The sequence below is a fragment of the Shewanella sp. cp20 genome (assembly GCF_000832025.1).
GTDB lineage: Bacteria > Pseudomonadota > Gammaproteobacteria > Enterobacterales > Shewanellaceae > Shewanella.
Map to the genome: position 1 here is coordinate 1 of NZ_JPII01000008.1, position 12,580 is coordinate 12,580.

Annotated in this window: 12 protein-coding genes; 3 read left to right on the forward strand and 9 right to left on the reverse strand. The window is 52.8% G+C overall.

What is annotated here, in order from left to right; all coding sequences use genetic code 11:
• Positions 1-145: 145 nt before the first annotated feature.
• Positions 146-331: a hypothetical protein gene (locus DB48_RS20020; protein ID WP_152619079.1), complete on the reverse strand. Its 186-nt coding sequence runs from the start codon at positions 329-331 to the stop codon at positions 146-148.
• 170 nt (positions 332-501) lie between these two features.
• Between DB48_RS20020 and DB48_RS02040 the strand changes: the two genes are divergently transcribed.
• The gene (locus DB48_RS02040) at positions 502-1,284 is read left to right on the forward strand and encodes a CLCA_X family protein (protein ID WP_041508727.1); all 783 of its coding nucleotides are present in this window, start codon (positions 502-504) and stop codon (positions 1,282-1,284) included.
• A gap of 2 nt (positions 1,285-1,286) precedes the next feature.
• Here DB48_RS02040 and DB48_RS02045 read toward each other — a convergent pair whose 3' ends face one another.
• From DB48_RS02045 to DB48_RS02080, 8 genes are all read right to left on the reverse strand, one after another.
• Positions 1,287-3,464: a cation:dicarboxylate symporter family transporter gene (locus tag DB48_RS02045; protein WP_041508682.1), complete on the reverse strand. Its 2,178-nt coding sequence runs from the start codon at positions 3,462-3,464 to the stop codon at positions 1,287-1,289.
• Positions 3,465-3,679: 215 nt separating this feature from the next.
• Entirely contained in the window at positions 3,680-5,386 is a 1,707-nt protein-coding gene (locus tag DB48_RS02050) for a GGDEF domain-containing protein (RefSeq protein WP_235375321.1), read from the reverse strand.
• 71 nt (positions 5,387-5,457) lie between these two features.
• On the reverse strand, positions 5,458-5,724 hold the full coding sequence (locus tag DB48_RS02055) for a hypothetical protein (protein ID WP_041508684.1): 267 nt from the start codon (positions 5,722-5,724) through the stop codon (positions 5,458-5,460).
• A 9-nt stretch (positions 5,725-5,733) separates the two neighbouring features.
• Positions 5,734-6,579 (reverse strand): SAM-dependent methyltransferase, encoded by an 846-nt coding sequence (locus DB48_RS02060; RefSeq protein WP_041508685.1) that lies wholly within the window; start codon positions 6,577-6,579, stop codon positions 5,734-5,736.
• 94 nt (positions 6,580-6,673) lie between these two features.
• Positions 6,674-7,207 (reverse strand): GNAT family N-acetyltransferase, encoded by a 534-nt coding sequence (locus DB48_RS19600; RefSeq protein WP_082035566.1) that lies wholly within the window; start codon positions 7,205-7,207, stop codon positions 6,674-6,676.
• 67 nt (positions 7,208-7,274) lie between these two features.
• Positions 7,275-8,915, reverse strand: a complete 1,641-nt coding sequence (locus tag DB48_RS02070) for a pepsin-like aspartyl protease (protein ID WP_041508686.1) — start codon at positions 8,913-8,915, stop codon at positions 7,275-7,277.
• Positions 8,916-9,245: 330 nt separating this feature from the next.
• On the reverse strand, positions 9,246-10,502 hold the full coding sequence (locus DB48_RS02075) for a M56 family metallopeptidase (protein ID WP_041508687.1): 1,257 nt from the start codon (positions 10,500-10,502) through the stop codon (positions 9,246-9,248).
• Entirely contained in the window at positions 10,499-10,876 is a 378-nt protein-coding gene (locus tag DB48_RS02080; RefSeq protein WP_041508688.1) for a BlaI/MecI/CopY family transcriptional regulator, read from the reverse strand. Before DB48_RS02080 ends, DB48_RS02075 begins: the two co-directional genes overlap by 4 nt.
• A gap of 268 nt (positions 10,877-11,144) precedes the next feature.
• Between DB48_RS02080 and DB48_RS02085 the strand changes: the two genes are divergently transcribed.
• Both DB48_RS02085 and DB48_RS02090 read left to right on the forward strand, forming a co-directional pair.
• Positions 11,145-11,783 carry a hypothetical protein gene (locus DB48_RS02085; protein ID WP_052813620.1) on the forward strand — a complete coding sequence of 213 codons (639 nt, stop codon included), beginning with the start codon at positions 11,145-11,147 and terminating at the stop codon, positions 11,781-11,783.
• 224 nt (positions 11,784-12,007) lie between these two features.
• Positions 12,008-12,358: a DUF805 domain-containing protein gene (locus DB48_RS02090; protein ID WP_041508689.1), complete on the forward strand. Its 351-nt coding sequence runs from the start codon at positions 12,008-12,010 to the stop codon at positions 12,356-12,358.
• Positions 12,359-12,580 lie beyond the last annotated feature (222 nt).

Sequence of the window (12,580 nt, forward strand, 5' to 3'; positions counted from 1 at the left end):
TATGTTTACTGTGATTGGTATTAAAACGTCCGATAACGGTGTTATCATTTTTGATTGTAGAATAACGACTTATCAAAAAATTCTGCCTTGTTCTCGAACGTTTTTCCCGTGCTATTTCTGATCACTTACTTACCGTGATTGGTAATTAATGGGGGGAGCAGAAGTTCACAAAGTGTTTATCGGCCACCTTGCCAATCTTTACCATGACCAGCAGGGCGATACTCATGGCAGTAAAAATGGTGGCTAACGTAGGCCAATGAATAGTGCCTGACAGTGCCACGACCACAGTGCTCATCATGATAATGACGCTCCATAGGATCAATAGTCTCATCGTTTCCCCTTTCGTGTGCTGGTAAATTGATTTAGCGACACTATACCTGTGGCTAGCTGAATCAAGATTGAACGTGGGGGCTGGTGGTGATAAGCCATGAGATGATGGGCAATATTGGGTATCATAGTGAGGTCAACAAATCGGCGCATCAGCAAATCGGCGGGCAGTCTGTGCTAAAACGAAATCAGTATCGACGTGAGGGACCGGACTATCGCTGCGGCGAGCAGGTGAGCTTTCATGACATCAAGGAGGTATTTGGCCTCAACCATATTCGCCTGGGCAGCTGGGTGGAGGAGGAAGAGAAGCATAAGGCGGCTAACCTTATCTTCGACGCCTTTGCCGATCTCGCCTTCATGTTGCAGTTACCGCCCAAGGCCATGGGGCTGAGACAGACGCTGAACCTGGCCTTTGGTACAGGCGGACAGATGGGCGTGCAGGCCCACTATATGCCTGCCCAGCGGGAATTAGCCCTGGCAAAAAATGCCGGTGCGGGCGCCCTGGCACACGAGTTCTGGCACGCCTTCGACCACTATATCGCCACCAAGGCCTTCGACATCCCAAAGACGGGCATCGCCTTCGCCAGTCACTGCTGGCTGGCCGACCACACGCCCATAGTCCATCCCCTGAATGATCGCCTGATGCAGCTGTTTGCCTGCGTCTTATTAACTGATGATGGCCAGGACAGTCACGAGTATGTGCGCCGCGCCGTGGCGCTGGATAGGCAGCAGGGGCGTCAGTATTTCTCCAAGCCCACCGAGATGATGGCCAGGGCGTTCGAGGCCTGTATCGAGGTGCATCCCGAGATCCAAAATCCTTACCTGGTCAACGAGACCCTGGATTCGTCGCTGGCGAAGGCAGGCGGCTATCCGACTCATGAACACCGCCAGGCGATCTATCGACAGTTACTGGCCTATTTCGGCCCCTTGGGTGATGCCTTGGGGCGCGAGGGATAGCCTTAATCTACCCAGTGCAGTACGTCGCGTATGATGGACCATCTGGGCTGAGTTTCGCTGGCGCCTTGGCCCAACATCCAGTAGTTGTACAGCCGCTGCTGGTGACCATCTACCTTGCGTAGCTTCTGCCAGTTGTTGACATAGTTGAGCAGGGACTGGTTGTCCTGGGCGACGGCGTAGGCGATGGGGTATTTGGCCTTATATTCCAGTGGTGCAATGCCGTAGCCGGGGAAGAAGAGGGTCCAGGCGGAGCCCGCCTCGGCGCTGATGACCACGGCATCGTACTTATCACCCTTCTGGCGAAAGAAGTCTTTATAGCCCTCTATCTTGACAAACTCGAGGTTGGGGTAAAATGCCTTGGCATCTGCGATGATGTCGCTATGTTCCACATAGGCGATAGTCACATTCTCCATCGCCTTGATCGATTCATTGCGCTTGAAGCCGCTGACCTTATGGTCTTTGGTGGCGATGGCCAGGTTTAGCAGCAGTACCGGCTCCACATAGCTGAGCTTGTCCATCTGCTCGATATCCATGGCCAGGCCAGACATGGCGATATCGAAGAAACCGGCATCGAGGGAGGCCGCCAGCTTGTCTTTCTCGAAGGGGATAAACTCAACCTTCACACCGAGATCGTCCGCCAGGCGGTTAGCCATGGCGCTGTCGAAGCCCACCAATTGGCCGGCGTTGTTGTAGTAGCTAAAAGGCACGTTGCTGGGAATATAGCCGACCCTGAGCAGGCCTCGAGCGCGGATGGCGTTGACGTCGGCGATAGGTTGCTTGGCTGTCTGGCCTAATACAGGGTATTGCTTGTTGACCTTAGTCGGCACCTTGTCGGCCACCTGCATGTTGGCGATCACCCCGCTGGTGATCTCTGGGCTGTGAATAAAGAGTCCCATGCCGACGCGGCAGACGATGAGGGTTAGCACCACGCTGGTGCCTACGCCTATGGCCATCTTTAACAGCTGCGGTGGCCTGAGTCTCAGGCGTTTCTCAAACAGCGCCACCGTCAGCAGCGTCAGGGCAAATAGGTTCATCACCGCCGTGATGGAGTTAAACTTGCCCGTGATAAAGCCCGACATTACAAATAGCTGGAACAGATCCTGTGGCAGATGCACCAGATCCAGCATGAAGGGGATAGCGACATAGACGCTGCCAAACAGCGATAAAACGCCGCTGATGGAGAGCGAAGGCAGGTCGCTGAGCTCTATCGGCGTGCCGTTAAACCAGCCGGCAAAGAGCACGAAGAGGATCACAGTCAACTTGCCTATGTTGGGGAAGGTGAAGGCGATGGGCACTAAGATCTCGACCAGGGTCTCGGCATCGTCGCTCAGGCTCTGATGCTCGCGCATGATCTGCTTACACTCCTCGACGATCACAGGAATGACGATGAAGATGTTGCCGGTGGCGAAGGCGGTGACCAGGCTTGCCTTACTTATCCTCAGCGCCTGGGCGAAGGTGACCGGGGTCAGCGAGGCCACAATCCAGGGCAGTACCCAGAAGGTCAGCAGCAGGCAGAGCACGAAATAGCTAATGAGATAAACCTGCATGCTGGCAAACTCATCTACCCCCATGGTACCCGCCGCCGAGGCAGACATGGCGAAGATCCCTATGGGCAGCACTTTGACCAGTGCCTGGGTGATCTTGGAGAAGATCTCGCCGCAGGTATGCATAAAGTTGATGATCAGCTGTTTGTTATCGCCCTCCATGCCGATCAGTGCCAGCCCCATGGCGATGGCAAAGATCACCATGGCGGGTACATAACCTTCGGCCATCGACTGGAACGGATTAGAGGGAATATAGAGCTTGAAATAGTCTATGGCCGCGGCCGGTTCTATGGAGCTGGTGCTGAAGAAGGAGGCCGTCTCGACGAAGGGAAAGGAGAGCGGCATCAGGGCGATCAGCAAGAGGCCTATCCCCCAGAGTAGTAGCATGATAGCGCCGGCACGACTGAAGATCAGGCTGGCGGTGGCGCGTTTTAGCTTGCCTATGCCCCCCACTAATGACACCAGAATGTAGGGCAATACCGTCATCTGCATCAAGAGGATCACACTGGTGCCTACGCTGCTCATCCAGCCGACGGATTCCCCAAAGAAGAGGCCCACCGCAAAACCCACAAACATGGCGACGAGCATTTGAGTCGAGCTGGTCATAGCGAGCAGTTTCTTTAGCACGAGAGTCATTCCCTTTGTTGTCGATGCTCGAGTTTCCGTGGGCTTTCGGTGACAGGCATCTTACAGTCTATACCTGATTATAAGAGCGGGTAGCTTTAGGCAAAAGGCTTTCATCTCAATCTGTTGCGTAGCAGCACAATTTATTTCAGCACAGTTTTACAGTGCAGGTTCTAGCGGTCAGATTCAGGCTAAGGCTCGTATTGCTTCATCATTGCTCTCCCTCGTTAGAGGGAGAGCAGAGAGTGGGAAGCCTGAGGAATAGTACGCTTGGCCTCTGGGTCGAAGATACAGATGCGATCCCGCCCGGTTTCCTTCGACTGATACATGGCGCTGTCGGCATCGTTGATCAACCGCTCTAGCTTATAGCCCGACATATTAGTGTCTGTTATCCCAAAGCTGGCCGTGACCTCAAACTCATGACCCGTCTCTGTGCAATCTATGGCGGCAATCGCCGTGCGGCAGGCCTCGGCCAGTTTAATTGCCGTCTGCAGCGTGCAGCCCGGCAGGGCGATACAGAACTCCTCGCCGCCTATGCGGGCGAAGATATCGTTCTTACGCCCCTGGGCCTGACAGGCCTTGGCGACTCGCTTAAGTACCCAGTCACCCACGGCATGACCAAACTTATCGTTGATCTGTTTGAAGTTATCTAGGTCGAACAGTATGTAGCTTAAATCGGAGGCATTGCTCTCGCAGTAGGTCAGTGCGCTCTGGGCGACCTGGGTAAAGTGACCGCGATTAAACACATGGGTCAGGGCATCGTATTCGGCCAGCTGCTTGAGTCGTTTCTGAATCGTCCACGACTTGTAGGCCCAGAAGCCCAGCAAGGTGATGATGGCGATAAGTAGCGAGATAAATAGCCGGTTGTTTTCCGCCTGGGTCTTGGCCAGCTGCTGCTCGGTGAGTAGCAGGTTGTTCTGTCTGTCCAGCAATGCGATACGGCTCTTCTGTTCCGCCGCCTGATGCTCGGCGAGCTGAAAGGCCAGATGTTTGGTCTTGATATCGTCGAGATAAGCCTTGTCGGCCTGGGCGTATTTGACGTGATAATCCAGTGCCGACTCGTAATTTCCGCTGAGCTCGGCGATTTCAAAGAGTATCTTGTAGGCGGTAACTACCGCCTGAGTATTGCCTAGGCCTTTTGCCAAATTGACAGTTTTTTCCGCCAGTAACCGCGCTTCCCCTATCTTGTTATCCATTAGGTAGGCACTGGCCAGGGTGGCGTAGACCTCGGCGATCAGCCTTGGGTAACGGGTCTTCTCTATGGCTTCCAGCGATGGAGTGAGTTGCTCATAGACCTCATTTGTGTCGCCGTCTCGCAGGTGTTTTTTGGCAATAAAGGAGTGGATGAAACTCGCCATAATCACCTCTTCATCACAGCTGGCGAGTGCGGCCTGCAGGCCGGGTGAGTCGACCTCTAGTTGATTGAGGCCCAGTTGTGCCTCAATGGCTAACCCATTGGCTAGGCAAGTATTTCTTTTAGAAGGTTTGCTGTTCTTTACTTTTTCGGCGTAGCTTAGCCCTAATTCATATTGCTCTATCTGATTGTAAAAAATGGCCGCAATAGCTAGCCCATTTTGTGTTGTCTCAGGATCTTGAATTTGTTTAATTAATTGAAAGTTTTTAGAGAGATGAGTGAGGCCTTTGGTCCACTCTTGAGAGATCGCATAGATGTTAATTAAGGTTTGATTAGCTCGAAATTTTAGTTTTTCATTGGCGCTGGAATTAAGGATCTCGTTGAAAACTGCGATACTTTCTACTTGTTTACCCTGGTAGGTGAGTTCATATCCTCGAAGATAGTTCAAAAAATATTGCTGTTGTGTATCGAGGGATTCTCTTTCTATGGTGTTGAGCAGCTCAGAAAATGCCTTTGGATTGCTGCTCTTAAGCTGATCTGCCTGCGCGAGTGTTGCGTCAATATCTACTTCTTCAGCCATAGACTGGCTGAAGAAGAATATTAACAGCAATAGTAAATAGCTAACTTTCATCTAAAATAGTCTGAACTAGATTATTGATTGACTGCGTTGGCCTGTTCCTGTTCTTCGTTTTCATTATTTTCATCTTCTTTCTGCTCATCTTCTGCTGGCAACAAAAATGCGACAACGTCAGGGCAGATATCCAGCTGCTCGTGCAATGCTTCTGCGTCGTTTACGAGTAGTGAGCTTTTAAGTTCTGCCGCGACATCCGATGCTAAAATTTCTCGTGCTTTAGCGTCTTGGTTCTGTAGCGCTGCATCCTGACCCATGCGTTCCAGTAGTTGAATAATGTTCGACATTGCTCTTCCTTAATTGTTGTTGGTAGTTAGTTTGTTATTGATTAGTTTTCGGGTAGTTAGGGTTTCATCGACCTGGTGAGCCGTTTCAAGTTTAGCGAGTTTATCCAGGATTGTTGGGTTTGGTCGCATCTTTTCGCTCGGCGGGATCACTAAGGTGGTGTGCATAAAAATTTCGGCATCGGCTAAATCACGCAGCGGCAGCGTTTGTTTGCGTACTTTATCTATGGGCAGTACGGCCGCCTCGTAGAGGATCACCTGATGATCTAAGGGGTAAGTCTCTGCCAGTAGCTCTATCAGCACCTGACGATGGGCCTTGCCCGTCGCGAATCTGGCCATGCTCTTGTCGCCGGCCAGGCCTATTTGCCAGAGGATCAGGTAACAGGAGGGGTCGAAGCGGCGCTGATAAAACATAAACTGGCTGGCCTCAAACTGCTGACAGCCAAATTGGCCTGGATCTATGCCAAGGTCGGCGATAAGACAATCCTCGGCAGAGATGCCGGGTACCATGACCGCCTCGAAGCCTTCTGCGCGCGCCAGCTCCACGGACCTATGGGGCGCTTGGGCGAATACGCCGGGGTGGCCATAGAAGGCGCCGACGACTTTATTGCCCTGTCTGACCTCAGTTAACATGGCGTCGACCATCTCACGATAGGTGATATGGCGTGACTTGCCCTCGCCATAGTAGACCTGTAGCGAGCGGACATCGCCGTGCATCTCTTTTAGCCAGAGTTCTACTATGCCGTTGGAGACACCCGAGAAAACGACATCGGCTTGTTCAATATAGCTGCGTGCCAGCGGGCAGATATGGGCGCCTAAGGTCATCCCTATGCCGACACAAGCCAGGCTTCCCGCCATGAATTTGGGTCCTGATTTCATGTATGTTAATTAAGGGTTAAAGCTAACAGTAATCGCCGAGTTTTAAAACCGCTAATTGCCTTGAATTGATGACTTATTTTTGACTTTTATAGTGCAGAGGATCGGCGAAGCAGGATTTCATCTGGCGAGTGTCATCTACTACCGAATCCATTGCTGAAAATCCTTCCGTTTCGAATATAAATCCCAGCTTTTTGACGAAGCGTTCGGTGGCGAGGTTTCTGGCGGCAAAGTGAGCCTGGATGCGCTTAACCTCTAACCTGAGGTAGGCGTATTCCATTAGGGCGCCCATGGCTTCCTCTGGATAGAGTTTGCCGTTGGCCTCGGGTGTCAGCATTATGCCTATCTCCGCCTGGTGACGATTATCGCCTTGCCAGGTGAGCCCCTGTATGCCAATGGCGCGCTGACTCTGCTGCTCCACTATGGTCCAGTTCATATACTGGCTATCAGGCTGAGTGCTACCAAGAGCCTGCTTCATCTGGGTTAACGCCGTTTGAAACGCCCTGTCGGCCTGGGCCTGTGTGAGCGGCGTGCCTATGTGGCGCATCACCCGCTCATTACAATAGAGGTGGCGGTACAACTCTCTGTCCGTCTCTGCGATAGGCCTCATAGTCAGGCGCTCGCTGCAAAAAACATGATTTGGCAAGTCTTGGGTGAGTCTCGAAGGGAGCTGAGGGTTATTTGGCAAGCTGAGCCTCCGACATCACTAGCGGTTTCTGCTCGGCGAAGCGAATGACGCCCTTGTCATCGACCGAGCGATCAAATATCACATAGTAGCCGCTCATCAGCGGCAGGCCGAGGATAGATTGATCCGGCCAGTTAGGCAGCTGTGACAGCAGTTTGAAGCAGGCCTTACCCTTGGTCGGCGTATTAACCTGCCAGTAGTGCTGGGGAGTGACAGTGATGGCGATGGGCTCGCAACCGGGCGGACAGTCTGGGTCATCACAACTTGGCGTTGCCTCATGCTCGTTTCTCGGACCGACGAAATAGAAGGTGAGATCCGGCCAGCTATCCAGTTGCAGCTCGTCCATGGGGATGCCTGTCTGCTGATAGGCGATATCGCTAAAGGGGGTTATCTGCTGGATGAAGCTGGGATTGATGGCTTCAAGCGCCTGGGTGAGCGCGCCAAACAGGTGGCGGGTGAGCACTATGGCCGAGGCGCCAGTGTCGATAATGGCGTTGCTCTGTCCCCTTAGGGTGTCACAGATATGTACCCCATGGGTGTGCAGGTGCTGGCCGTCGGGGCAGAGTTCGCTATGGTCAGGCTGAGCGTCGTCAGAAGTGGGCGCTTGCTCCGCCAGCGACTGCGTCAGCAGGCTGGGGACCATCTCATTGTCGCCGATACTCATCCCCACCAGATTGACGTTGTAATACTTGTTCTCGATCACCGCTATGGTCTTAAACTCGCCCCGATAGAGTTCGGTATGCTCCTCTCCGCCGCCTAAGATTAACCAGCCTTGGTTGAGGGGATCCTGGCCGAGGAAGGCAAAGTCGTTGGCGCTATTGGGGACGAGTACCTCCTGGCTCGCCACATGTATGCTGGAGCGGCGGGCGAAGAAGGCAAATTTATTTGGCGTCAGGCCATGACTGGTCAAGTTGCTAAAGTAGGGTGGTAGATCATTGGTGGGTTGGGTACGCAAGAAGCGCTTAAACTGACGTAGGTCTTCGCTGTTGAAGCTCTGCTCGGTCGCCTGATGCCATTGGGTGTCAGATGTCGCTGAGTTGCTGCCTGTCTGCACCATAGAAAAGTCCCGGTTGGCCTCGGTGAGTATGGGACGATAGTGCTGGGTGCACAGGTGGATCTCCTCGTCGAACGGCCAGGGATGGGTGAGCGCCGGGGCTATGCCATAGTGATGAAAATAGTCTTTGAGATCATAGACCTTGTTGAGGCCATCATAGGCAAGCCCGAGTATACCGTCGGCATCGGCAAAGCTGGTCTCCTGGGTCAGGGATGACACTACGGCCACCGGGCATTGGTCCAGCACTATGGGGTGATGGGCGTGAGGGACGTGATCGTCATGAAGGTCGAAGTCAATCGCGTCTTCGCGAATGCCCACCCGGGTGTAGACTACCGGGCCGTCCCAGCCGCCTATGCCGTAGAGCACCTCCTGGGCGAAACTGGTGGGGGTGAGGGCGCTGTCGCGCTCTTCCACATAGTCGCTGCCAGACACCACCAGGGTGCTGCTACCCGTATCTAAGATAAGGTTTAGCGGGTGTTTCTCGGCGCCAATGCGCAACTGGGCGCTGTAGCCACCTTTGGCATAGACATTCACTAGCGGGACTTTGAGGGTGCGGGGCGTGGTTGTCGTTGAACTCATCGATGACCTTTGGGGTTAAGGGAATTCATATTCTTATTATGTAAGCCATTGTTTTACCCCATCTATCTATAGGGGTCAATCTGCTGCGCATCGAGGAGAGTTGCAGGCGTTTGCTCTGGTGTTGCTTAGGGGCAGTGTAAGCTATGAGGCTTGAGTCTATGATGGCTAAGGAGTAAGTGCAGCTCGGAAGGGGAAGCAATTCGGGGGGGAGAGCTGCTAGAAATAAGTGCAGGTCGGGTGCAAATGCCCAGTAACAGAATCAGTAACAGAAGTCAGTAACAGAAAAAGAGCGACGCGGCCCCTTTTCACTTTCGCATTGTCCAGCAGGCGTTAGCCAGCGGTCACCCGCACTCTTTCGATCTCCGCCTTAGGGGCTGACATCATGAAGTCCAGCTGTACCTTGGCATTGGTGACACCTGTTTTTGATGATTCATATCGCCATTGGGACAGGGCCTTCATCGCCTCGTCATCAAACATGTTTCCCGGGTAAGACTTGATGATGGTGACGTTGCTGACTTTGCCTTGCTTGTCGATATCAAATTGCAGCTGGACATAGCCCTCGATGCGTTTCTCGGCGGCCTCGGCGGGATATGCTGGCTCGACGCGCATGATAGGGCTTGGCGCCTTGGCTTCGTCGTGGTGCTTGTCCTGGTGCTTGTCGCCTGCAACCGCACTTTGGTTAATTAAGGCACCTGACAAGCCCAATATGAGTGCCAGGCCTAAAATGGCCAGAGGGCGCTTAGTGTGTGTTTTCTTCAATTGCATGATCCGCTCCTTGAGGATGGTCTTGTTTCCATAGTGAGTGTGTAGCATGCCCAGGTGGGCCTGCTGGGAGTAAGCCAATAGCGTTTGGCTATAGGCAATTCTTTGTTGTTTATCCATATGCCTGGTGACCTCGGCATCGCAGGCGATCTCCTGATCGTCACGAAAACGACGATAGGCCAGCCAGCAGACAGGGTTAAACCAGAACAGGGAGACTAGTAGATAGCCCAGCAGGTTGGCTGCAATGTCGTGACGTGCCAGATGCTTAAGCTCATGGTCGAGTACCGATGCCTGCTGAGATTGAGTGAGTTGTTTAAAATCCATAGGAACCAAGATCACTGGCTTGAGTAGACCGGCCAGCATAGGTGAGTCTATCTGTGGGTGACACTTGATGCCTACAGAGGCTTTAGGCGTCGACTCTGCTAGCTGCATGAAGGAGAGCAGGGCCTTGGGCAGGTCTAGCCCTTGGGCTTGCGCGACAACTTGCTTGAGCCGAATGGCCTGATAGAGGAGTATGCCCAAAAGTGTCAGGCTGCCCAGCAGCCAGATGCAGCCTAGGGTCATATTCAGCGTGGCGTAATGGCTCTGGGATAGGAACTCGCTGGCCTGCACCCGGAAGTGCTGCAACTGGTACAGCGACTGATTGGTTTGTCTTGCTGGGATGAACTGACCTATTACAGTGCCCGCCAGTAGTAAGGGCACGGCAACCCAGAGGGTGTAGGTGTTGTGGGCGCCTAACCTGGCAAGCAGCGGTTTGTGTAGCAGCAAGATGGCGGCGCACAACAGGGTCAGTGGCAGCATCACACTGATGATTAGGCTCATCATGAGGATTGCTCCTCTTCCCAGTCATCGATTAAGGCCTTAAGTTCGGCGATATCTTCGGGGCTCAGCTGTTTCTGCTTGGCGAAACCCGCCACCAGGGGGGCGACCTTACCGGCGAATACCCGCTCGACGAAAGATTGGCTCTCCTTGAGTTGATACTCGCTCTGATCGATCAAGGGATAGTAAAGATAGGCCCGGCCCTCCTTCTCATAACCCAGGGCCTGCTTCTTCACCAGACGGTTGAGCAGGGTCTTTACGGTTTTTTCGTGCATCCCCTGGCTACTGGCCAGAGCCTCCACCACGTCGCTGGCGCCTAAGGGGGCGCTTTGCCAGAGTATGTTGAGTACCGACAGCTCGGCGTTGCTGATCTCTTTCATGATTCAACCGTCTTCAATTGATTACAAGTGTAATTTTTAAATTAAGATTACATTTGTAATCAAAAGCGTCAAGCATTATTTCAGTCTTAAATTTCGTAAATCAACCCATAGACTGGCGCGACTTTGTAGTAACATCTGCTGGATATCACTCCCGTTAAGTGATTTACACTGGGATTAGCCGCCGCTTGCGACAGGTTTGTTGGCTATCTTTGTTGGCTATCTTTGTCGGCTATCTAAGTGTCGCAGCATTGAGGATGAGGTAGATAAAATGGATTTTTCACCACAGGTATTAGCACAGGCTTTGGCGAGAGGGCTGGCGCTGGCCTTGCTCCTCCAACCCCTTAGCGTGAGCGCCACCCAGGTGGCACAGATGTCGTCACAGGTTCAGGTACAAGCCAGCCAGCTGACCATTTTCAAGCAAAATCTTGGACTGTATTTCCCCGCTAACTGGCGGCTAGCCTATAGCGAGCAGCACGGCGATATGTTTTCGGCCGAGTTTGTCCCCGCCAAGGAGATGCTGGCCCACTGGTCGTCGCTCTATTGTGTGCAGGGATTTAAAGGCATGGCTGCCAGTATCGACCCAGAGGCCTTTCTCGACGGTTTCGCCGAGCAGTACCGTAATACCTGCGAAGGGGAGATGCATTATCAGAAACTGGGCGCCAGCGAGCTAGGTGGCAAGGCAAGCTATAGCGCCATGCTAACCTGCGACAAGATGCCCCATACTCATAGGGGTGAGCGGGGCATAGATAAGCCGGTAGGCGAGATAGGCCACTACACGGTTATCGCCGGTGAGGAAGATCTGTTTCTGCTGCATCAATCGGCGCGGGGAGAGGCCTTGCTATCAACCTCTTCGCTCAAGATAGCACCGCCCATCGAGCGCATCGCCGACATGGCGAGCCTGCGTTAGTCTCGCTCGTTAGATGCAGGTTGATCTACTTGCCTCACGGCACAAGGGGGCGATTTTTTTAGATGCAAGTGGATGGTCTGTGAGCGAAGCGAGATTGTCATTAAATTTCAATTATATTTTTGAAACTATTGATATATTATGAAGCCTATCCAATAGGGGGCTCAGGAATGGCCCCCTCTTTATTGGAGTTTTTCGGTTAATTTACGTAAACAAAGGGAACTATAATGGAATATTTTATTGGTGCGTTGAAGAAGTTTGCTGATTTCACCGGCCGTGCGCGTCGCAAAGAATTTTGGATGTATACCCTGTTCTACATCATCTTCTACGCCGTCACGGCCGCTATCGATGTCGCAACCGGTCTGTATATGTTGAGCACCATCTTTGCGCTGGTGATGTTTATCCCAACTATCTCCATGTCAGCCAGACGCCTGCATGACACTGGCCGTTCGGGCTGGTGGCAGTTGATCGGCCTGATCCCGCTGATCGGCGCCATCGTGTTGCTTATCTTCTATGTGCAGGACAGTGTAGAAGGCAACGAATATGGCGACAACCCTAAGGCATTAGCCGAGGCCTGATATCGTTAGTGATATGATGACGCAATAATGTGATGAAGGAGGCTTAGGCCTCCTTCATTGTTTTTAGGGCGTGAAGCTGTCTTTAGTGCGTGAACCTGCTCCCTTGGCGAAGATTCTGATGAGGCCGAGCCTGGGAGTATTAGACATTTATACGTGTAGACGTCTATAATGCCCGCGTTCTGTCACCGGGCCTGGAGAGTCGTCTCCTCAACGCCGCACAAT

Bases quoted from the DNA above. Each gene is read 5' to 3' on its own strand.
- DB48_RS20020 (WP_152619079.1), bottom strand. From the start codon at position 331: ATGAGACTATTGATCCTATGGAGCGTCATTATCATGATGAGCACTGTG.
- DB48_RS02045 (WP_041508682.1), bottom strand. From the start codon at position 3,464: ATGACTCTCGTGCTAAAGAAACTGCTCGCTATGACCAGCTCGACTCAA.
- DB48_RS02050 (WP_235375321.1), bottom strand. From the start codon at position 5,386: ATGGCTGAAGAAGTAGATATTGACGCAACACTCGCGCAGGCAGATCAG.
- DB48_RS02055 (WP_041508684.1), bottom strand. From the start codon at position 5,724: ATGTCGAACATTATTCAACTACTGGAACGCATGGGTCAGGATGCAGCG.
- DB48_RS02060 (WP_041508685.1), bottom strand. From the start codon at position 6,579: ATGGCGGGAAGCCTGGCTTGTGTCGGCATAGGGATGACCTTAGGCGCC.
- DB48_RS19600 (WP_082035566.1), bottom strand. From the start codon at position 7,207: ATGAGGCCTATCGCAGAGACGGACAGAGAGTTGTACCGCCACCTCTAT.
- DB48_RS02070 (WP_041508686.1), bottom strand. From the start codon at position 8,915: ATGAGTTCAACGACAACCACGCCCCGCACCCTCAAAGTCCCGCTAGTG.
- DB48_RS02075 (WP_041508687.1), bottom strand. From the start codon at position 10,502: ATGATGAGCCTAATCATCAGTGTGATGCTGCCACTGACCCTGTTGTGC.
- DB48_RS02080 (WP_041508688.1), bottom strand. From the start codon at position 10,876: ATGAAAGAGATCAGCAACGCCGAGCTGTCGGTACTCAACATACTCTGG.
- DB48_RS02085 (WP_052813620.1), top strand. From the start codon at position 11,145: ATGGATTTTTCACCACAGGTATTAGCACAGGCTTTGGCGAGAGGGCTG.
- DB48_RS02090 (WP_041508689.1), top strand. From the start codon at position 12,008: ATGGAATATTTTATTGGTGCGTTGAAGAAGTTTGCTGATTTCACCGGC.